The sequence below is a fragment of the Sphingomonas sp. NIBR02145 genome (assembly GCF_027359115.1).
Lineage (GTDB): Bacteria > Pseudomonadota > Alphaproteobacteria > Sphingomonadales > Sphingomonadaceae > Sphingomonas > Sphingomonas kyeonggiensis_A.
Window position 1 is genome coordinate 779,630 of the sequence record NZ_CP114791.1, and the last position, 19,975, is coordinate 799,604.

Genomic DNA, 19,975 nt, shown 5'->3' on the forward strand with positions numbered 1-19,975 from the left:
GGTCACAGGCTCCCCCGGGTCAACAGCAACAAATGCTTCCAGGCTTCGCTTTTGGCGGCCGGTCGATCCAGCAGGAAGCGTGGATGCAGGCTCGCAACAGCCTGTGTATGTCCGCCAAAATGGTTAACATCCACTAAACCATTTGCCGGTGGGCCGTCATTCGTCTCGGCTACTGCACGGCTCGCCGTTTGACCCAGAATCAAGAGCTTAGCGGGCTGGAGCAGCTTCAAATGGTGGCGGGTGATCTCGATCAGCCGCGCCTCCTGGTCAGGCGGGATGCGACCGGCCAGCGGGCGGGCGACGGCGAGTGAGACGAAATAGACCGAATCGCGCGCGACTCCGGCGGCGGTGAGCATGCGCGAGAACAGCTTTCCGGCCGGGCTGTCGCCCAGAAGCGCGCCCTGGTCGTCGCTTTCCGGCATGTCGGTGAGCACGACGAGCGGGGCGTTGACGGGGCCTGCGGGCGCGATTTTCGGGGTGAGCCAGCCGGCCTCGGGCACCGTCTCGCCGGTGCGCCAGGCGGTGAAGGCGGCAAGCGTATCGGGCAGGACCTCGGGCTGGGGCGACGTTACGGCAGCCTGCGCCGCCTGCACGGGCGCGGGCCGCGCGAGCCAGTCACGAGCCTCGTCCTCCTGAAGGGTTTCGACGCCCGCATCGCGCCACCATTCGAGTGCGCTCGCGAGGGTACGCCCCCAATCTGCTGTGTATTCGCCTCCCACCGCTCCTAAGAGTCACGGCTTGACGGGCGGGTCAATCTGCCTTCATCGACCAAGGGACAGGACGTTGCCAGCTTGCGACGAGACAGGCGTGCGGCGTGTGCCAGACCAAGATTAGAAGGATGCGATGATGAGCGAACGGGAGTCGATGCCCTATGACGTCGTGATCGTCGGGGCGGGCCCTGCGGGCCTTTCTGCGGCGATCCGGCTGAAGCAGCTGGCCACGGAAGCGGGCAGCGAGCTTTCGGTGTGCATCCTGGAGAAGGGCTCCGAAGTGGGCGCCCATATCCTCTCGGGCGCGGTGATCGATCCCAAGGCGCTCGACGAGCTGCTGCCGAGCTGGCGCGAGGATGGCTGCCCGCTGGCCAGCACGCCGGTGACCGAGAACCACCACTGGGTGCTGAGCGAGAAGGGCAAGTCGGGCTATCCCGAGTTCATCACCCCGCCGTTCCTGCACAACAAGGGCACCTATACCGGCTCTCTCGGCAATCTGTGCCGCTGGCTGGCGGGCAGGGCCGAGGAGCTGGGTGTCGAGATCTTCCCGGGCTTCGCGGCGGCGGAGATCCTCTACCACGACAATGGCTCGGTTAAGGGCGTCGCCACCGGCGACATGGGCGTGGCGCGCGACGGCGAGCACAAGGGCGACTATCAGCCCGGGCTCGAGCTGCATGCCAAGTACACCTTCTTCGCAGAGGGCTGCCGCGGGCACCTGACCAAGCAGCTGATCCGCAATTTCGAGCTCGACAAGGACAGCCAGCCGCAGATCTACGGCATCGGCATCAAGGAGCTGTGGGATATCGATCCGGCCAATCATGTGCCGGGGCGGGTGATCCACACCCAGGGCTGGCCGCTGACCGACGGCGCCAACGGCGGCGGCTTCCTCTATCACCAGGCCGACGGGCAGGTGGCGCTCGGCTTCGTCACCTGGCTCAACTACAAGAACCCCTATCTCTCGCCCTTCCAGGAGATGCAGCGCTGGAAGACCCACCCGGAGATCGCGGCGATCCTCAAGGGGGGCAAGCGCGTCTCCTATGGTGCCCGCGCGATCTCGGACGGCGGGTTGCAGGCGGTGCCCAAGCTGGTCGCGCCGGGCGCGGCGCTGATCGGCGACGCGGCGGGCTTCCTCAACGTGCCGCGGATCAAGGGCACCCACACTTCGATGAAGAGCGGCATGATGGCGGCCGAGGCGGCGTTCGCCGCGGTCGGTGCCGGCCGCGAGGCGGACGAGCTGGCGGCGTACCCCGAGGCGTACGAGAAGAGCTGGGTCTACAAGGAGCTGCGCGGCGTCCGCAACGTCGCGCCCTTGGTCAAGAAGTTCGGCGACACCTGGGGCACGATGCTCGCCGGTGTGGCGATGTGGAGCGAGCTGCTCGGCATCCGCTGGCCGTTCACGATGAAGCACAAGCCCGATAACGAGGGCATGTGGCACGCTTCGGTGGCGCCCAAGATCGACTATCCCAAGCCCGACGGCGTGCTGACCTTCGACCGGCTCTCCTCGGTGTTCCTGTCGAACACCAATCACGAGGAGGACCAGCCGGTCCATCTTACGCTGAAAGACCCGGAAATTCCGATCGGCTACAATCTTCCGGTGTACGCCGAGCCTGCCCAGCGCTACTGTCCGGCGGGTGTCTATGAAGTTGTCGGCGAAGGCGACGATCTGCGCTTCCAGATCAACGCGCAGAATTGCGTCCACTGCAAGACGTGCGACATCAAGGATCCTACCCAGAACATCAACTGGGTGGTGCCCGAAGGTGGCGGCGGACCCAATTACCCGAACATGTAGTTTTGCGCTCGCGCTGCTGCTGGCCCTGCCGGCGGCGGCGCAGCAGCAGGCGGTGCCGGAGATCGACCTGCGTGACTATGCCCGCGCCCGCGCCGCCGATGCGGCGGGGCAGCCGGTGCTGGCCGCACCCGGCTATGCCCGGGCGCTGTCGGCAGTCCCCGACGACAAGGTGCTGGCGATGCGCGCCTATCGCCAGGGGCTGGCGGCCGGGGACTATGCCCTTGCCAACCGCGCCGCCGCCGCGCTGGTAAGCGCCAAGGCAGCGCCCCCCGATACCGATATCCTCGCCTTCGCCACGGCATTGCACGGCCGCGACCGGCTGGGCGCGGAGAAGGCGCTGGAGCGGATGTCGAAGGCGCAGCTCGATTTCCTGGTGCCGGTGCTCGCGGCATGGCTGGCGATCGACCGGGGCGAGGACCCGCTGCCGCTGCTCGACACCGCGCGCGGCAACCCGCTGGCGGCCCGCTTCACCAATCGCCACCGCGCGCTGCTGCTGATCGCCACCGGCAAGCCCGACCAGGGCCTGTTCGCGCTTGCCGCGGCGCGAGGCACCGAAGATGCCCCAGATGTCCGGATCGATGCCGGGATCGCGCTGCTCCGCACCGGCCGCAAGCGCGAGGCCGACCGCGTGTTCGGCGACTTTGCCGGCGCCACCAAGGCGTGGCGCAAGCGCGAGGCCAAGGCCGGCAAGCCCGATGCCGCGTTCGGCGCCGCCCATGCCTTTCTGAACCTTGCCGGCGATCTGGGCGGCGAGGAGATGGCGCCGCTGTCGATCCTGCTCACCCGCGCCGCGCTGCTGCTCGATCCGCAGGAAGAGCGGGCCCGGCTGCTGCTTGCCGAGGCCCTGTCGAAGAGCGGGGCGACCGACCTGGCGCTGCAGACGCTTGCCGGCATCCGCGCCGACGGTCCTTTCGCCCGGGGTGCCGCGGCGGGCCGGATCTCGGCGCTGAGCCGGGCCGACCGCCTGCCCGAGGCGCTGGCCGAGGCCAAGGCGCTGGCGGCGGCGGGCAATGCCAGTGCCCAGGAGATCACCGTCTATGGCGAGCTGCTGTTCAAGGCGGAGCGCTATGGCGATGCCGCCGAGGCCTTTGGCCGCGCGCTGGGCAAGTCCGACGGCGATGGCGGCTGGGAACTCAATTACCTGCACGGCGCCGCGCTGGACCGGGCCGGCAAATGGGACGCGGCATTGCCCGCGCTCCAGCGCGCGGTGCAGCTTGCCCCCGACGAGCCCGAGGCATTGACCTGGCTCGGCAATGCCCAGGCCGAGCGCGGCGTGGACCTGCCCGGCGCACAGGCGCTGCTCGAGCGGGCCCGCAAGCTCAAGCCCGAGGATCCCGAAGTCATCGATTCGCTCGGCCGCGCCTATTATGCCGATGGCGACCTGCAAAAGGCGCTGCCGCTGCTGGAGAAGGCGGTGCAGCTCGATCCCGGCGGGACCACGCCCAACGAGCATCTGGGCGACCTTTACTGGAAGCTCGGCCGCCGGATGGAAGCGCGCTATGCGTGGCGGGCGGCGGAAGTCGCCGCCGAGGCCGAGGACGCCGAGCGGATCAAGGGCAAGCTGGCGAACGGGCTGAACTGATGGTCACCGAAATCGCCAAGGCCAAGCTCAACCTGGCGCTGCACGTCCGCGCGCGGCGCCCCGATGGCTATCACGAGCTGGAGACGTTGTTCGCGTTCGTCGCGGACGGGGACGTGGTGCAGGTCGAGCCCGCCGAGAGCGACCGCTTCACGATCACCGGGCCGTTCGGCGCGCTGCTGAGCGGGGAGGGCGACAACCTCGTCACCCGGGCGGCTTCGGCATTCCGGGAGCGCTTCGGCGGCGGCGCGCATGCGATCGCGCTCGACAAGCGGCTTCCGGTCGCCTCGGGGATCGGCGGCGGTTCGGCCGATGCGGCGGCGACCCTGCGGGCGCTGGGCGTGCTGCACGGGGTCGCGGTGGACGAGATGTTCGACATTGCCGACCGGCTCGGCTCGGACGTGCCTGCCTGCCTGTTCGGTCGCAGCGCGATCGGGCGGGGCAGGGGCGAGCAGCTCGAGCCGGTCGCCGGATTGCCGGGGATGCCGGTGCTGCTGGTCAATCCGGGGGTGGGGGTGTCCACTGCCGAGGTGTTCCGGCGCTGGGACGGCGTCGACCGCGGGCCGCTACCGGTTGATCCGCGCGAGGGGCGCAATGACCTGGAGCCGCCGGCGCGGGCAATCGCGCCGGTGATCGATGAAGTGCTGGAGGCTTTGGCTGCGTCGCCGGGGGCGGGGCTGGTGCGGATGTCGGGGTCGGGGGCGACGTGCTTCGCGCTGTTCGACAGCGATGGCAGCCGGGATGCTGCCTGCGCGGCGTTGGCGGGTCGCGGCTGGTGGATGCTGGCTTCCAGCCTCACCTGATTACCCAAAGCGGGTCCCTAGAGCCGTTCCCCGGCGAAGGCCGGGGCCCAGTTGCCACGAACTTCGTGAGGCTCCCGCGCCATCGATAATCCGCCGAGACCGGGCCCCGGCCTTCGCCGTGGATCAGTTCTGGTTCTGGGCGGAGTTGGTGGAAACAGATTAACCACCCTCGCGAACCGGTCCTTCGCAGTTTGGGCGGTAGATAGTCCCCAGCGGATCGACTGCCGGGAGCAGAACGTCTGTCGGTGGCGCGGGCGCAAGCCCGCCCCATCCCTCCCAACTTCCGCCCCCTTAACAGCGCCGCTTCAATCGGGCACAGCCGGGCCATGATCCAGCTCACCCGCAACGGCCCCGTCGCCACGATCGCGCTCAATCGTCCCGAGGCCAGGAACGCGCTGCCCACCGCCGCCTGGCAGGCGCTGGCCGCCGCCGCGCGCGACGTGGGCGATGCGCGGGCGGTGATCCTCAAGTCCGATGTCGCGGGCATCTTCTCCGCCGGCGCCGATGTCCGCGAGTTCGAGCAGCTCCAGGGCGATCCGGCGCTGCGCACCAGGTTCCGTGAAGCGATGCGCGAGGGGATCGAGGCGATCGCCGCGCTGCCGATGCCGGTGATCGCCGCGATCGATGGCGGCTGCTTCGGCGCGGCGGTGGCACTGATCCTCGCCGCCGATATCCGGATCGCCGGCAAGCTCTCCGAATTCGCGATCACCCCGGCGCGGCTGGGCCTTGGCTATCCGCGCGCGGATGTCGCGCGGCTGGAGGCGCAGGTGGGCAAGGGCATGGCGTCGCTGCTGCTGTTCACCGGCGACAAGCTGCGCCCGGACGAAGTGCACAAGATCGGGCTGGTCGAGCTGAAGACCGGCAAGGCGATCGAGATCGCCACGGCGATGGCGGGCGCGATCGCCGGCAATGCTCCCGAGGCGATCCGGCTGCTCAAGCGGACGCTGCGCGGGGAGCAGACCGACCAGGGCTTCGAGGACGCGTTCGGCGGGGCAGAATTCGCCGAGGGGCTGGCCTCGTTCCGCGAGCGGCGGAATCCGGTCTGGTGAGCGTGGCCGAGATCATCCCGGGCAGCGGCCCGGTGCTGCTGCTCGGCGATCATGCCTCCAATGCCGTGCCGGCGGATATCGACCTCGGCGTGGATCCCGCGCTGATGGACAAGCATATCGCGGTGGACATCGGCAGCGCCGCGGTGGCCCGGAGCCTTGCCGCGAGGCTGGGCGCGCCGGCGATCCTGGCCAATGTCTCGCGGCTGGTGATCGACCTCAACCGCGAGCCCGATCATGTCGGCCTGATCCCGCACCGGAGCGACGGGCACCTGATCCCCGGCAACGACACCGTCGATCGCTTCGAGCGCATCGCGCGTTTCCATGCGCCCTATCACCGGCTGATCCGCGACCGGATCCGGGCGCAGCGGCCCCGGCTGATCCTGTCGGTGCACAGCTTCACCCCCTGCCTGGAGCATGGCGGCACCGATCGGCCGTGGCAGGTGGGGGTGCTCTACAATCGCGATACCCGTGCCGCATTGCCGGCGGTGGACTTCTTTCGGGCGCGCGGCTTCGTCACCGGCGACAACGAGCCCTATTCGGGCCGGCTGCTCAACGCGACGCTCAACCGGCATGGCGAGGGGCAGGGCATTCCCTCGCTCGCGATCGAGATCCGCAACGACCTGATCCGGGAGGATGCGGGGGCGGAGGAGTGGGCGGGGGTGCTGGCGGAACTGGTGGGGCAGCTTCTTTAATTCCTCTCCCTTCCAGGGAGGGGAGCGAAAGAGGCTTTGCGCGTCCCGATAATTTCTTTGCGCAATAGTCTTGCGTAAAAGTGCCTTCTGGCGACATAGGCTTGCGCATCATGACCAAGCGATTCGACAAGTCCAAGCTCCCCAGCCGCTACGTTTCCGTCGGCGTCGAGAGCGCCCCGCACCGCAGCTATTATTACGCCATGGGCCTCACCGAGGAGGAGATCGCCCGGCCGTTCGTCGGCATCGCCTCGGCGGGCAATGACAGCGCGCCGTGCAACACCACGCTCGACCAGCAGGCCGACTGGTGCCGCATCGGCGTGAACGAGGCGGGCGGCATGCCGCGGCGCTTCAACACGATCACCGTGACCGACGGCATCGCCATGGGGCACCAGGGGATGAAGTCCTCGCTGGTCAGCCGCGAGGTCATCGCCGACTCGGTCGAGCTCTCGGTGCGCGGGCATTGCTATGACGCGCTCGTCACCTTCGCGGGCTGCGACAAGTCGCTGCCGGGCATGATGATGGCGATGCTGCGCCTCAACGTGCCGTCGATCTTCGTCTATGGCGGCTCGATCCTGCCGGGCCGCTATCAGGAGCGCGACCTCACCGTCATCGACGTGTTCGAGGTGGTCGGCCGCTATGCCGCCGGCAAATGCCCGCTCTCCGAAGTCACCGCGATCGAGAAGGCGGCGTGCCCGGGCCATGGCGCGTGCGGTGGCCAGTACACGGCGAACACCATGGCCTGTGTGGCCGAGGCTATCGGTTTGTCCTTGCCAAACAGCAATATGGCACCTGCTCCTTACAAGTCGCGTGAAGAGATCGCGATTGCGGCGGGCCGTCAGGTGATGACACTGATCGAGAAGCAGATCCGCCCGCGCGACATCTGCACCCGCGAAGCCTTCGAGAATGCCGCGCGCATCGTCGCGGCGACCGGCGGCTCGACCAACGGCGCGCTGCACCTGCCGGCGATGGCGAACGAGTGCGGCATCGATTTCGACCTGTTCGACGTCGCCGAGATCTTCAAGACCACGCCGTACATCGCCGATCTCAAGCCCGGCGGCCGCTATGTCGCGCGCGACATGCACGAGGCGGGCGGCATCTACATGCTGATGAAGACGCTGGCGGCGGAAGGCTTCCTCCACCTCGATTGCCTGACGGTGACCGGCAAGTCGCTGGGCGAGAATATCGAGGAAGTGACCTGGAACCCCGACCAGAAGGTCATCTATGACGCCAAGACGCCGATCACCCCCACGGGCGGCGTGGTCGGCCTGCGCGGCTCGCTGGCACCGGAAGGCGCGATCGTGAAGGTGGCGGGCATGCACCGCCTCCAGTTCACTGGCACCGCCAAGGTGTTCGAGCGTGAGGAAGATGCTTTCGCGGCCGTGGAAGCGAACGCGATCAAGGAAGGCACCGTGGTCGTCATCCGCTATGAAGGGCCCAAGGGCGGTCCCGGCATGCGCGAGATGCTGTCGACCACCGCGGCGCTCTATGGCCAGGGCCTGGGCGAGAAGGTGGCGTTGATCACCGACGGCCGCTTCTCGGGCGGCACGCGCGGCTTCTGCATCGGCCATGTCGGCCCCGAGGCGGCCGAGGGCGGTCCTATCGCGCTGGTCGAGGACGGCGACGAGATCAGCATCGATGCCGAGGCCGGCACGGTCGATCTGAACGTCCCCGAGGACGTGCTGGCCGCGCGCCGGGCGAAGTGGCAGCCGCGGATGAACGACTATCAGGCGGGCGCGCTGTGGCGCTTCTCGCAAAATGTCGGCCCGGCCTATAAGGGGGCGGTCACGCATCCCGGAGCCAGCGCCGAAACCCATGTCTTTGCCGATATCTGATCAAGTTCGCCCTCTCGGTGGAGAGAGGGCTGGGGAGAGGGGAAGGGCACGACGGGCATCCATGCTCGCGGCCCTTCTTTCCCTGACTGCCTGCAATACCCAGGTCCGCGACAAGGCCGCCGAGGCCCGCAACGAGATCCATGCCGAGAAGATGGAAAGGGCCGAGGGCCGCGTGGAGTGCGCGCCGCCGGGGGCCGAGAGCTTCTCCTATGCCTGCACGATCGACCGCACCCAGTCGCAGGACGGGCTGTTCCTCACGCTGCGCCACCCGGACGGCGGGTTCCGGCGGCTGCTGGTCACCACCGACGGCCGCGGGGTGATCGCCGCGGACGGCGCCGAGAAGGCCGAGGTGACGATCCTCGCGCCCGACCAGATCGAAGTCGCGATCGGCGGTGCGCGCTACCGCTTGCCTGCGACGGTGCGCGGGGCCAAACCGGGCAAATGATCCCGCCCGGCGCACCGATCGTAACCGCCGCACAGATGCGCGCCGCCGAGGAGGCGGTGTTCCGGCGCGAGCCCCAGGAAGACGTGATGGAGCGCGCGGGTGCCGCCGTTGCGCGCGAAGTCGCCCGCTTCGCGCAGGGGGCGCCGATCCTGGTGCTGGCCGGGCCGGGCAATAATGGCGGGGACGCCTATGTCGCCGCGCGCCTGTTGAAGGCAGCCGGCCATGACGTCGCCATTGCCGCCTCGGGCGAGCCGGGCACGGGCGCCGCGCGGGCGATGCATGGCCGCTGGGACGGGGAGGTGGGCTCGCTCTACCAGGCGCGGCCGCGGCAGGTGCTGGTCGACGGGCTGTTCGGCACCGGGCTCAGCCGCCCGCTCGAACGCGGTATCGCGCCGGTGCTGGCCGAACTGGTTGCCGCCGCCCGGTTCAGCCTTGCGATCGACCTGCCCTCGGGCCTTGCTACCGATACCGGTGCCGATCTCGGCGTGCCGAGGGGGATCAGCGCGACGCTGGCGCTGGGCGCGCTCAAGCCGGCGCATCTGCTCGACAAGGGGCTGGAGCGCTGCGGGCATGTGCTGCTTGCCGATATCGGCATTCCGGTGGAGAGCCCGTGGCGCAGCGTATCGCGGCCGCAACTGGCGGCGCCGGGCGCGCGGGCGCACAAGTACAGCCGCGGGCTGGTCGTGGTGGTCGAGGGCGACATGCCCGGTGCCGCGCGGCTGGCTGCCCACGCCGCGATGGCAGGCGGGGCGGGCTATACCGTGCTGGCCAGCGCCGGCGAGACCAGCGGCGGACCGGACGCGCTCGTCCGCCAGCGCATCGCGAGCGGTGACGATCTCGCCGATTTCCTGACCGAGACCCGCATCGGCGCGGTGGTGGTCGGCCCGGGCCTTGGGCGCGACCGCCGGGCCGAGGGACTGCTCAAGGCAGCGCTGAACGCCAATCTCCCGCTGATCCTCGACGGCGACGCGCTTACCCTGCTCGGCAAGTCCGCCGCGGCCTGGCTCCAGCGCCGCACCGCTGCGACCTGGCTCACCCCGCATTCGGGCGAGTTCGACCGGATGTTCGAGGGAGGCGAGGGCGACAAGATCACCCGCACGCTGATGGCCGCTGCCGAAGCGCGCGTGACCATGATCCACAAGGGCGCCGACACGGTGATCGCCACTCCGCGCGGCGAAGTGCGGGTGCTGTCGCGCGCTTCGTCCTGGCTCTCCACCGCCGGCACCGGCGACGTGCTCGCCGGCACGCTCGCGGCGCAGGTGGCGGGCGGTAACAAACAGGCCGCCGAAGCTGCCGTCTGGCTCCATGCGCGCGCGGCGGCACTTGCAGGACCGGCCTTCATCGCCGATGCGCTGCCGATGCATCTTCCCCAAGCGATCTCCGAATGTCTGTAAGCGAAGTCCTCCGCGTCGCGGGGCGCGGCGAGGGCGTTACCGCCGATGGCCGCTTCGTGCCTTTCACCGCCCCAGGCGACATGGTCGACGCGCACGGCGCGGTCACCCGCGGGCCGCACCACCAGGAGCCGCCCTGCCGGCACTTCCCGGAATGCGGCGGCTGCCAGCTCCAGCATCTCGACGACATCGCCTGGAGCGGGTTCATCGTCGATCGAATCGCCGGTGCGCTCGCGCAGCACAAGCTGGTGACCGAGATCCGCCCGCCCGCGCTCTCGCCGCCCCGGACCCGCCGCCGCGCCACGCTCCATGCCGAGCGTCGCGGTCGCCAGGTGCTGCTCGGCTTCACCGGGCAGGGCAGCCATACCCTTATCGACCTGGCGGAATGCCATGTCCTCGATCCCGAGCTGTTCGCGCTGCTCGCGCCGCTGCGGGGGCTGCTCGCCGCGCTGCTGCCGACCTCGCGGCGGATCAACGTCCATCTCGCCAAGGCCGACCAGGGCGTGGACGTGCTGCTCGATGGCCTCGAGGCGGAGGGACTGGCGGCGGCCGAGGCGATCACCGCCTTCGCCCATCGCCACCAGCTCGCGCGCTTTTCGATGGACGAGGGCCTGGGCCCGACTGCGCGCTGGGAGCCCGATCCCGTCACCATCACGCTGGGCGGGGTGCCGGTGCCGTTCCCCCAGGGCAATTTCCTCCAGGCGACGCCCGAGGGCGAAGCGGCGCTGGTCGCGGCGGTGCGCGAAATCGCCGGGGATGCCGGCACGGTCGCCGATCTGTTCGCAGGGCTTGGCACCTTCACCTTCGCCTTCCCCAAGGCGAAAGTCTATGCGGCCGAGGCGGCGCGAGACTCGATCCTGTCGCTCAAGGCCGCGGCCGGCAGCGCGCGCCGCATGGTCTTCGCCGACCACCGCGACCTGTTCCGCCGCCCGGTGACCGCCGCCGATCTGGACAAGTTCGAGGCGCTGGTGATCGATCCGCCGCGCGCCGGCGCGCGGGAGCAGGCGGGCGAGATGGCCAAGGCCAGGGCGCCGGTAATTGCCTATGTTTCCTGTAATCCCAATACGTTCGCACGGGATGCGGAGATGTTGTGCGAAGGTGGCTATCGGCTCGACTGGATCCAGCCGGTTGGCCAGTTCCGCTGGTCGACGCATGTCGAGCTGGCGGCGAAGTTCAGCCGCTAGGGATAATCCGCCCGCAGGAAGAACAGCCCGTCCGACGGTGCGTTGAGCCCCAGCGCGGCGCGGTCGCGCGCTTCGAGCGCCGTGGTCATGTCGTCGGGCGTCCAGCGGCCCTGGCCGACCAGCACGATGCAGCCGACCATCGAGCGGACCTGGTGATGCAGGAACGAGCGCGCTGAGGCGAAGACGCTGATGCGCTCGCCGTCCGCCACCACCTCGAGCCGGTCGAGCGTGCGCAGCGGGCTGTCGGCCTGGCAATGGGCGGAACGGAAGGTGGTGAAGTCGTGGCGGCCGATCAACCGCGCCGCGCCTTCGGCCATCAGCCCGGCATCGAGCGGCGGGATCACCCGCCAGGCGAGCCCCTTTTCCCAGGTGAGCGGCGCCCGTCTTGTTGAGATTCTGTATTCATAATGGCGTGCAACGCACGAGAAACGGGCGTGCCAGTCGGCCGGCACCTCGACGCAATCGAGGATCGCCACCGGGTTGGGCCGCACCCGCGCATTGAGCGCTTCCATCAGCCGGAAGGCGGTGATCGGCTTCTCGATATCGATATGCGCGCGCATGCCCAGGCCGTGGACGCCGGCATCGGTGCGCCCGGCGGCGTGGACCGAGGCGCGCTCGCCAGTGACCGCGAAGGCGGCATCCTCGATCGCCTGCTGAACACTCGGTCCGTGGTCCTGCCGCTGCCAGCCCATGAAGGGCCGGCCGTCGAATTCCACGGTCAGCGCGAACCGCGTCAAAGCCGGGTGCCCTTGGGGATCTTCAGGCCATTGAGCAGCTCGCGTGACGTCATGACGCCACGTCCGGCCCGCTGGACGAGGGTGGGACGGATCGCGCCTTCGCCACAGGCGATGGTGAGCGCTTCGTCAAGCAGCACGCCCGGTGCGCCCGCATCCTCGACGATCTCTGCCGCATGGACCCGGAAGCGCTCGTCGGCGAACTCGAAGAACGCCCCAGGCGCCGGATTGAAGGCGCGCACCTGTCGCTCGACCTCTACCGCCGGCCGGGTGAAATCGAGCCGTGCCTCGGCCTTGTCGATCTTCGAGGCATAGGTGACGCCTTGCTCGGGCTGCGCGACAGCCGGATGCCCGCCCAGGTCGGCCAGCACTTCGACCATCAGCCGCGCGCCCATCGCGCTCAGCTCGGCAGTGAGTTCGCCCGCGGTCTTGCCGTCGATCGGGGTGCGCTCCTCCAGCCGCACCGGGCCGGTATCGAGACCGGCTTCCATCTGCATGATGCCGACGCCTGTCTCGGCATCGCCGGCAAGGATCGCCCGCTGGATCGGCGCGGCGCCACGCCATCTTGGCAGCAGCGAGCCATGGACGTTCAGGCAGCCATGCTTCGGCGCGTCGAGCACCGCCTGGGGCAGGATCAGGCCATAGGCGGCGACCACCGCGACATCGGCGTCCAGCGCCCGCAGGGCTGGCAGCGCCTCGGGATCCTTGCGGAACGACAGTGGGGTGCGGACCTCGATCCCCAGTTCCTCGGCCCGTGCGTGTACCGGCGACGGCGTGAGCGCCTTGCCCCGGCGCCCGCCGGCGCGCGGAGGCTGGCTGTAAGCCGCCACGACGTCGTGCCCGGCTTCCACCAGCGCATCGAGCACCGGCACGGCAAATTCGGGCGTTCCCATGAAAATCACTCGCATGCGGAGCCCTTAGCCCCAACCGTCATCCCGGCGAAAGCCGGGATCTCAGGCGGAGGTGCGGGAAAGGAGCCGCACGAGATCCCGGCTTTCGCCGGGATGACGGCCAGTTTCCTTTTCGTTCCCGGATAGCTACATCCCCCACATGGCATCTCCCGAGATCGAAGCGCTCACCCAGGCCCTGTCGCGACTGCCCGGCCTCGGGCCCCGCTCTGCCCGGCGCGCGGTGCTCCATCTGCTCAAGAAGCGCGAGACGGCGCTCGATCCCCTGCTCTCCGCGCTGGGAGCGGTGAGCCGCAATCTCGCCACCTGCGGCACCTGCGGCAATGTCGATACCTGCGATCCCTGCCAGATCTGCGCCGATCCGCGCCGCGACGTGCGCTCGCTCTGCGTGGTCGAGGAAGTGGCGGACCTGTGGGCGCTCGATCGCTCGCGGCTGTTCCCGGGGCGCTTCCATGTGCTGGGCGGCCGCCTCTCGGCGCTGGAGGGGGTGCGGCCCGAGGACCTGGGGATCGACAGGCTCGTCGCGCGCATCGCCGCGGGCGGGATCGACGAGGTCGTGCTGGCGATGAACGCCACGCTCGAGGGACAGACCACCGCGCACTATATCGCCGAGCGGATCGAGACCTATCCGGTCCGCGTCACCCAGCTTGCCCATGGCCTGCCGGTGGGCGGCGAGCTCGACTATCTCGATGAGGGCACGCTGGCCCAGGCGCTGCGGGCGCGGCGGCCGGTGGCATAGAGCGGAAGGTGCATTGCTTTCGCTGTTCCCCGGCGAAGGCCGGGGCCTAGTTGCAACGCAGTTCGTGAGTCTCCCGCGCTATCGGCAGTTCGTCGATACTGGGCCCCGGCCTTCGCCGGGGAACAGAAAGGCGGTAAGTCGCACCTAGGGCTTTTCCCCTCTCTTGCCCGAAAAGCCGTACGGGCCTAAATTACCCGCATGGCAATTCTACCCATCGTCGAGATACCCGATCCGCGCCTGCGCCTCATTTCCGAACCCGTTGCGGAGGTGACGGACGAGCTGCGCGACCTGATCGCGGACATGTTCGACACCATGTATGACGCGCCGGGCATCGGCCTTGCGGCGATCCAGGTCGGCGTGCCCAAGCGCCTGATCGTGATGGACCTCCAGGAGCGCGAGGACGAGGAAGGCAAGCCGATCCGCGAACCGCGCGTCTTCATCAACCCCGAGATCCTCGACCCGGCCGAGGAGCAGTCGGTCTATACCGAAGGCTGCCTGTCGATCCCCGAGCAGTTCGCCGATGTCGAGCGCCCCGCGCGCTGCCGCGTGAAGTGGCTCGACGAGAAGGGCGCCGCGCATGACGAGGTGTTCGAGGGCCTGCTCGCCACCTGCATCCAGCACGAGATGGACCATCTGCAGGGGATCGTCTTCATCGATCACCTCTCGCGCCTGAAGCGCGACATCATCCTCAAGAAGCTCAACAAGGCGCGCAAGGCCGCCGCCTGATCCCGAGGACCAGGAACGCAATCGAGCCGCGGGTGGCAACGCCCGCGGCTTTTGTTTGCGCGAGGCAAATTCGCGCTGTCCTCCCGCGATCGTTCGAGTTATGTTCCGTGTGCCCGCGGGTGTTGGCACGCTTTTCTGGATATTGGAGGTTGGGTTTGGATTTGGTGGCGGTTGTGATCGCGGTTGCCGCGCTCGTCATCGGGCTCGGGCTCGGCATGTTCCTGGGCGGGCGCCCTGCGGCGCAGATGCGCAGCGAACGCGACGCGCGCGAGGCGCAGTTCAAGGCGGCGATCACCGAGCTTGCCGCGGCCGAGGAGCGGGCCAGCCATGTCGAGGCGCTGCGTACCCAGGCCGAGATGCTGCGCGACGAGCGCGACGATGCCCGGCTCCAGCTGACCGAGCTGCGTACCAAGGCGGAAGCGTTCGAGGAGCGGCTCGCCGAGTTCAAGGGCGCGCGCGAGGCGATGGCGGGCCAGTTCCGCGAGCTGGCGGGCACGATGCTCACCGAGACGCAGGAAGCGTTCCTCAAGCGCGCCGAGGAGCGGTTCAAGGAGTCCGAGCAGACTTCGGGCCAGAACCTCAAGGCGCTGCTCCAGCCGGTGAACGAGCGGCTCCAGCGCTATGAGGAGGGCGTCGCCAAGGTCGAGGCGGAGCGGCGCGACGCATTCGGCGACCTCAAGGGCCAGATCGAGCAGATGCGGATCGGGCAGGAGCGGGTGAGCGCGGAGGCGGCCAAGCTGGTCAATTCGCTGCGCAACGCCCCCAAGTCGCGCGGCCGCTGGGGCGAGCAGCAGCTGCGCAACGTGCTCGAGACCTGTGGCCTCTCCGAGCATACCGATTTCCAGACCGAGGTGAGCGTCGCCGGAGAGGAAGGCGGGCGGCTGCGTCCGGACGCGATCGTCCGGGTGCCCGGCGGCCGCGCGCTGGTGATCGACGCCAAGGTCTCGCTCAACGCCTATCAGGATGCGTTCGGCGCGGTGGACGAGGAAGAGCGCCGCATCGGCCTTGCCGCGCATGCCGCCGCGATGAAGGCGCATATCAACGGGCTGGGCAACAAGGCGTACTGGACCCAGTTCGAGGAAGCGCCGGACTATGTCATCATGTTCGTGCCGGGCGAGCATTTCCTGTCCGCCGCGCTAGAATATGATCCCGGGCTGTGGGACTTCGCCTTCGAGAAGCGCGTGCTGCTCGCCACTCCGACCAATTTGATCGCGATCGCGCGGACGGTCGCGGCGGTGTGGCGCCAGGAGAAGCTGGCCAAGGAAGCGCGGCAGATCGGTGAGCTCGGCAAGGAGCTGTACGATCGCCTCGCCAAGGCGCTGGGCGACCTGCGCGTGGTCGGCTCGGGGCTCAATACCGCGGTGAAGAACTTCAACACCTTCGCCACCAGCCTGGAGACCCGGGCGCTGGTCTCGGCGCGCAAGCTCAAGGAGCTGAACGTGGAAACCGGCGCGCGCGAGATCGAGGCGGTGCCGGCGGTCGAGCTGCTCGCCAGCCATGCCGGCGAACCGGAGGCGGAGGCCGCCGAATAAGCTGGGCTATGGCGGCGCCGGAAATTGCCGCTAGGCTGGTGCGGAATCGAAACGGAGGGGAATTCGATGAAGCTGGCATTCGCACTCATGCTCGCCGCCGCACCGGTCGGCCCGGCCCTGGCACAGGATGCGGCCGAGACGGCACGCAATGACAAGCTCGGCCAGGCGGTTCGCCTGATCCAGGGCGGCCAGCCGCAACAGGCGATCGACCTGCTCAATCCGCTGATCGTCGAGTATCAGGGCCTGTATCGCGGCGAGAAGCAGAAGCTCTGCCAGGTCGAGGATTATGAGACCGCTGCCTATGCCGGCCTGCCGGGCGGCAAGGACGCGATGCTGGTCGATGGCGGCTGGTGCATCGCGCTGTGGGGCAAGGGGTTCGCGATGATCGACCTCAACCAGCTGGACGGCGCGATCCTGTTCCTCGAGCGTGCGGTGACAATGGCGCCGCTCCACCCGCATTATCTCTCCGAGCTCGGCTATGCCTATCAGGCGCAGAAGCAATGGCAGCGCTCCTACGACCTCTATGCGCGTGCCGCCGATGCGGCGAAGCGCGAGAGTGGCGAGCGGCAGAAGAAGTCGTTGCGCCGCGCCTGGTTCGGCATGGCCTATGACCAGATCGAGCTGGGCCGGCTCGACGAGGCGGAAGTGTTGTTCCGCAAATGCCTGGAGCTTACGCCCGACGACCAGAAGGTGAAGGACGAGCTGCAGTACATCAGCGAGCAGCGGGCGAAGAAGAAGGCGAGCTAAGGCCGCCGACCGCCGGGTCGGGCGATCGGCGGCGAAGGTTCAGGGTCGGCCGCGAACCAGCGTCATCGTCCGGCCACGGGCGCCGGTCAGCACGAGCCGGTTGCCGCCACGATTGCCGGTCGACACGACCAGCCGGTCGCCGAGCAGGCCGAGGATGGCCTGTTCCTGCTGGTTCCGCGCACGATCGACACAGGCCATCCGCGTGCTGGCGACGCGATCGGTGGTCAGCCGGCCGCGCGCGAAGGTGAAGCTGCCGTTGAAGCGGTTGCAGCTGGCATTGCCCGAGACGCGGCCATTGTCGAATGCGATGGTCGGGCTGGTGCCACGCGCCACCGGGCGGCCGTTCAGCGCCTCGATCCGCCAGCTGCCATCGATCAGGCTGGTGCCGGCGGAGGCCGTCGGCTCGCCGCCGCAGCCCTTGTAGGTGCGGCCGTCAACCGTGACGGTCACCGTATCAGGATAGGAGCGGTCGCTCATCCCGTCGGAGCACTTGATATGGTTGGTGTTCACGTTGATCCGGCGGGTCTGCCAGATCTCGCCGGCAAAGCCGTGGATCACCCTGGGCGTCGCCACGCTGACCGGCTGGCGGCCCGGCGCCTCGAAGCGCATCGTCCGCGCGCCGATCGTCAGGCTCCAGAATGGCTCGGTGCCGCTGGCGCGATAGTCGGGCTGTGCCTGGGCCTGCGCGGTGGCGGGCAGGGCGGTCAGCGCGATCAGGCTGGCGGCGGCGATGGTCGAAAGTCGCATGGTTCACTCCCTCTCTGAGAGGCACAATGCGCGGCCCGGGCTGAACGCTCCATGGCCGTAACGATTATCGACCGTTCAGCTTCGCTGCTGGCCGAGCACCTCATAGGCCATGACGGCGGTGGCGATCGCGGCGTTCAGGCTGTCCGCCTTGCCCAGCATCGGGATCTTCACCAGCAGGTCGCAGGCCTCGGCCATGAAGCCGGGCATGCCCTGCGCCTCGTTGCCGGTGAGCAGGAAGGTCGGTGCCTGGTACACCGGGGCGCGATAGTCATGCTCGGTATCGAGGCTGAGCCCGACCAGCTGGCCGGGTCCCTTGCGCAGCCAGACGAGGAAATCGCCCCAGCTCGACCGCGCCACCGGCACGGTGAACAGCGCCCCCATGCTGGCGCGCACCGCCTCGACGGAGAACGGATCGACGCAATCGTCGATCAGGATCAGGCCGCCGGCGCCCACCGCATCGGCGGTGCGCAGGATCGTACCCATGTTGCCCGGATCGCGCAGCCGCTCCGCGACCAGCCAGATGCCCGACCTGCTGCGATCGAGATCTGCCAGGGTGACGGCGAAATCGGGATAGACGCCAACCACCGCACCGGGATTGTCCTTGCCCGAAAGCTTGGAGAGGATGTCGTTGTTGGTCTCGACCGCCCAGCCGCCCGCGGCCTCGGTGGCGGCGACCAGGGTGCGGACCAGCGCATGGCCGGCCATGTCCTTCGAGAAGAACAGATATTCGGGCACGCGACCCGCCTCATGCGCCTCGGTGAGGATGCGGAGCCCCTCGGCGAGGAACAGCCCTTCCTCGCGGCGATGCTTCTTGTCGCGAAGGTTGCGGACGCGCTTGATGAGCGGATTGGAAAAGGCAGTGATCTCGCGAGGCATGCGGCATCCCTGCGCCAGGAACGATGCGAAGTCACGACCCGAATGACTTGCCCGACCGCGTCGGCCGTTCCTATGCTGGGGGGAGAGATAGGGGGAAGGGCAGTCATGATCGGTGCGATGCTACTCATGTACTCGGCCGCGGCCGCGGCCGCGCCGGATTGTTCATTCCCCAATGGCGACAAGACCAGCGCGAAGGAAATGACCGCCAATATCAAGCGGGAGAAGGGCTTGTGCGGCCTGCCCTGGCGGGCGTTGAAGCGCGTGGTCGCCGAGCCAGCGGGCCGCCAGCAGATCGACGCGGCCTATGACGCGCTTGCGAGCGAACATCCGGAGAGAAGCGGTTCCGCCGCTACGCAGAAGGCCTATGTTGCCGCCGCCGCCGGGCATCCCGAGGCGATGCTGTCGATCGCGGACGCCAATGTCCGCGATCACCCCGAGGACAAGAGCCTGGCAAACATGTCGTGCTTCGCCCGCGGCCGCTATGGTTTCGATGTCGAGAACGCCATGCCCTATTGCAACGCGGCGGTGGACGGCACCGGCCGGCAAGGCTGGACCCTGGTCAATCGCGGCCGTGTCGAACTGGCGCTGGGCCTCTACAAGGAAGCGCTGGCGGATTTCAACGAAGCGCTCGGCAACCGGGAAATGCGCGACATGCAGCACAAGATGCTGGTCGACGCAGCCTATGGCCGCGGTATCGCGCGCCTGAAGCTGGGCGATGCGGGTGGCGCGGCGGATACCAGGGCGGCGATCGCCGCGCGGTCAAGCGTGGTGCTGGATTTCGAGGATGCCGGCATCCGTCCCTGAGCGGGGCAGGGCTATTCCTCGTTGAACCGCGCTTCGACGAGCTCGACCAGCGCCTGCACCGCGCCGTCCGCGCCATCGCCCTCGGCGCTGATCGAGATCGTGTCGCCCTTGGCGGCGCCGAGCATCATCAGGTCGAGGATCGACGTGCCCGAGGCGGTGTTGCCGTCCTTCTCGACGGTGAGTTCCACGGATTGGGCGGTGGCAAGCGTCACGAAGGCCATGCTGGCGCGCGCGTGCAAGCCGCGCTTGTTCTCAATCGTGACGGTTCGGATCGTGCGACTCAAGCGGCAGCCTCTCCCAGGACTTCGGATGCGACGGTGATGTACTTGCGGCCCGCATCGCGCGCCGCGGCCACCGCTTCGGTGACCTTCATCGTCTTGCGCGCGCTGCCCAGGCGAATCAGCATCGGCAGGTTGATGCCGGCGATCACCTCCACCTTGCCTGCTTCCATCAGCGAGATGGCGAGATTCGAAGGCGTGCCACCGAACAGATCGCTCAGCACGATCACGCCGCGGCCCGAATCGACGCCCTTGATCGCCGCGGCGATGTCCGCGCGGCGACCTTCCATGTCATCCTCGGGGCCGATGCAGATCGAAGCGATCTGCTCCTGCTTCCCGACTACATGCTCCATCGCGACTACGAACTCCTCCGCGAGTCGTCCGTGCGTCACGAGCACCAAACCGATCAT

General features: G+C 68.6%; 21 protein-coding genes. 14 read left to right on the forward strand and 7 right to left on the reverse strand.

The window, feature by feature from the left end:
- Nucleotides 1-2 precede the first annotated feature (2 nt).
- Complete coding sequence (locus O3305_RS03580) at nucleotides 3-719, reverse strand: uracil-DNA glycosylase family protein (RefSeq protein WP_269575181.1); 717 nt, start codon at nucleotides 717-719, stop codon at nucleotides 3-5.
- Between the two features lie 127 nt (nucleotides 720-846).
- Between O3305_RS03580 and O3305_RS03585 the strand changes: the two genes are divergently transcribed.
- From O3305_RS03585 to O3305_RS03625, 9 genes are all read left to right on the forward strand, one after another.
- Nucleotides 847-2,499, forward strand: a complete 1,653-nt coding sequence (locus O3305_RS03585) for an electron transfer flavoprotein-ubiquinone oxidoreductase (protein ID WP_269575182.1) — start codon at nucleotides 847-849, stop codon at nucleotides 2,497-2,499.
- The gene (locus tag O3305_RS03590) at nucleotides 2,468-4,081 is read left to right on the forward strand and encodes a tetratricopeptide repeat protein (RefSeq protein WP_269575183.1); all 1,614 of its coding nucleotides are present in this window, start codon (nucleotides 2,468-2,470) and stop codon (nucleotides 4,079-4,081) included. Before O3305_RS03585 ends, O3305_RS03590 begins: the two co-directional genes overlap by 32 nt.
- Nucleotides 4,081-4,881, forward strand: coding sequence for a 4-(cytidine 5'-diphospho)-2-C-methyl-D-erythritol kinase (locus O3305_RS03595; RefSeq protein WP_269575184.1), 801 nt, complete (start codon nucleotides 4,081-4,083; stop codon nucleotides 4,879-4,881). The genes O3305_RS03590 and O3305_RS03595 overlap by 1 nt, the downstream gene beginning before the upstream one ends.
- Before the next feature lie 326 nt (nucleotides 4,882-5,207).
- Complete coding sequence (locus O3305_RS03600; protein ID WP_269575185.1) at nucleotides 5,208-5,930, forward strand: enoyl-CoA hydratase/isomerase family protein; 723 nt, start codon at nucleotides 5,208-5,210, stop codon at nucleotides 5,928-5,930.
- Nucleotides 5,927-6,622 carry an N-formylglutamate amidohydrolase gene (locus O3305_RS03605; protein ID WP_269575186.1) on the forward strand — a complete coding sequence of 232 codons (696 nt, stop codon included), beginning with the start codon at nucleotides 5,927-5,929 and terminating at the stop codon, nucleotides 6,620-6,622. The genes O3305_RS03600 and O3305_RS03605 overlap by 4 nt, the downstream gene beginning before the upstream one ends.
- Nucleotides 6,623-6,732: 110 nt before the next feature.
- On the forward strand, nucleotides 6,733-8,454 hold the full coding sequence (gene ilvD / locus O3305_RS03610; protein ID WP_269575187.1) for a dihydroxy-acid dehydratase: 1,722 nt from the start codon (nucleotides 6,733-6,735) through the stop codon (nucleotides 8,452-8,454).
- A 61-nt stretch (nucleotides 8,455-8,515) separates the two neighbouring features.
- Nucleotides 8,516-8,899, forward strand: a complete 384-nt coding sequence (locus O3305_RS03615) for a hypothetical protein (protein ID WP_269575188.1) — start codon at nucleotides 8,516-8,518, stop codon at nucleotides 8,897-8,899.
- Complete coding sequence (locus tag O3305_RS03620; RefSeq protein ID WP_269575189.1) at nucleotides 8,896-10,293, forward strand: NAD(P)H-hydrate dehydratase; 1,398 nt, start codon at nucleotides 8,896-8,898, stop codon at nucleotides 10,291-10,293. The genes O3305_RS03615 and O3305_RS03620 overlap by 4 nt, the downstream gene beginning before the upstream one ends.
- The gene (locus tag O3305_RS03625; protein ID WP_269575190.1) at nucleotides 10,284-11,474 is read left to right on the forward strand and encodes a class I SAM-dependent RNA methyltransferase; all 1,191 of its coding nucleotides are present in this window, start codon (nucleotides 10,284-10,286) and stop codon (nucleotides 11,472-11,474) included. The genes O3305_RS03620 and O3305_RS03625 overlap by 10 nt, the downstream gene beginning before the upstream one ends.
- On the opposite strand, the gene truA is transcribed toward O3305_RS03625, so the two are convergent.
- Together truA and fmt are read right to left on the reverse strand one after the other, a co-directional pair.
- The gene (truA, locus tag O3305_RS03630; RefSeq protein ID WP_269575191.1) at nucleotides 11,471-12,211 is read right to left on the reverse strand and encodes a tRNA pseudouridine(38-40) synthase TruA; all 741 of its coding nucleotides are present in this window, start codon (nucleotides 12,209-12,211) and stop codon (nucleotides 11,471-11,473) included. The two genes, O3305_RS03625 and truA, sit on opposite strands and share 4 nt — an antisense overlap.
- Entirely contained in the window at nucleotides 12,208-13,116 is a 909-nt protein-coding gene (gene fmt, locus O3305_RS03635) for a methionyl-tRNA formyltransferase (RefSeq protein ID WP_269575192.1), read from the reverse strand. The genes truA and fmt overlap by 4 nt, the downstream gene beginning before the upstream one ends.
- Nucleotides 13,117-13,258: 142 nt before the next feature.
- Between fmt and recR the strand changes: the two genes are divergently transcribed.
- The 4 genes from recR (at nucleotide 13,259) to O3305_RS03655 (ending at nucleotide 16,860) form a co-directional block, all read left to right on the forward strand.
- The gene (gene recR / locus O3305_RS03640) at nucleotides 13,259-13,855 is read left to right on the forward strand and encodes a recombination mediator RecR (protein WP_184166645.1); all 597 of its coding nucleotides are present in this window, start codon (nucleotides 13,259-13,261) and stop codon (nucleotides 13,853-13,855) included.
- Between the two features lie 198 nt (nucleotides 13,856-14,053).
- A complete protein-coding gene (def, locus tag O3305_RS03645) occupies nucleotides 14,054-14,581 on the forward strand; it encodes a peptide deformylase (RefSeq protein WP_184166642.1) in 528 nt (175 codons plus the stop codon).
- 215 nt (nucleotides 14,582-14,796) lie between these two features.
- The gene (locus O3305_RS03650) at nucleotides 14,797-16,113 is read left to right on the forward strand and encodes a DNA recombination protein RmuC (RefSeq protein WP_269576443.1); all 1,317 of its coding nucleotides are present in this window, start codon (nucleotides 14,797-14,799) and stop codon (nucleotides 16,111-16,113) included.
- A gap of 66 nt (nucleotides 16,114-16,179) precedes the next feature.
- Complete coding sequence (locus O3305_RS03655) at nucleotides 16,180-16,860, forward strand: tetratricopeptide repeat protein (RefSeq protein WP_269575193.1); 681 nt, start codon at nucleotides 16,180-16,182, stop codon at nucleotides 16,858-16,860.
- 39 nt (nucleotides 16,861-16,899) lie between these two features.
- Here O3305_RS03655 and O3305_RS03660 read toward each other — a convergent pair whose 3' ends face one another.
- Both O3305_RS03660 and O3305_RS03665 read right to left on the reverse strand, forming a co-directional pair.
- Nucleotides 16,900-17,607 (reverse strand): META domain-containing protein, encoded by a 708-nt coding sequence (locus O3305_RS03660; protein WP_269575194.1) that lies wholly within the window; start codon nucleotides 17,605-17,607, stop codon nucleotides 16,900-16,902.
- A 75-nt stretch (nucleotides 17,608-17,682) separates the two neighbouring features.
- Nucleotides 17,683-18,483 carry a TrmH family RNA methyltransferase gene (locus tag O3305_RS03665; RefSeq protein ID WP_269575195.1) on the reverse strand — a complete coding sequence of 267 codons (801 nt, stop codon included), beginning with the start codon at nucleotides 18,481-18,483 and terminating at the stop codon, nucleotides 17,683-17,685.
- A 105-nt stretch (nucleotides 18,484-18,588) separates the two neighbouring features.
- Between O3305_RS03665 and O3305_RS03670 the strand changes: the two genes are divergently transcribed.
- Entirely contained in the window at nucleotides 18,589-19,287 is a 699-nt protein-coding gene (locus O3305_RS03670) for a hypothetical protein (protein WP_269575196.1), read from the forward strand.
- Between the two features lie 11 nt (nucleotides 19,288-19,298).
- Here the strand turns inward: O3305_RS03670 and O3305_RS03675 are convergent, their stop codons facing one another.
- Together O3305_RS03675 and O3305_RS03680 are read right to left on the reverse strand one after the other, a co-directional pair.
- On the reverse strand, nucleotides 19,299-19,571 hold the full coding sequence (locus O3305_RS03675; protein WP_184166628.1) for an HPr family phosphocarrier protein: 273 nt from the start codon (nucleotides 19,569-19,571) through the stop codon (nucleotides 19,299-19,301).
- Nucleotides 19,568-19,975: a PTS sugar transporter subunit IIA gene (locus tag O3305_RS03680; protein WP_184166625.1), complete on the reverse strand. Its 408-nt coding sequence runs from the start codon at nucleotides 19,973-19,975 to the stop codon at nucleotides 19,568-19,570. Before O3305_RS03680 ends, O3305_RS03675 begins: the two co-directional genes overlap by 4 nt.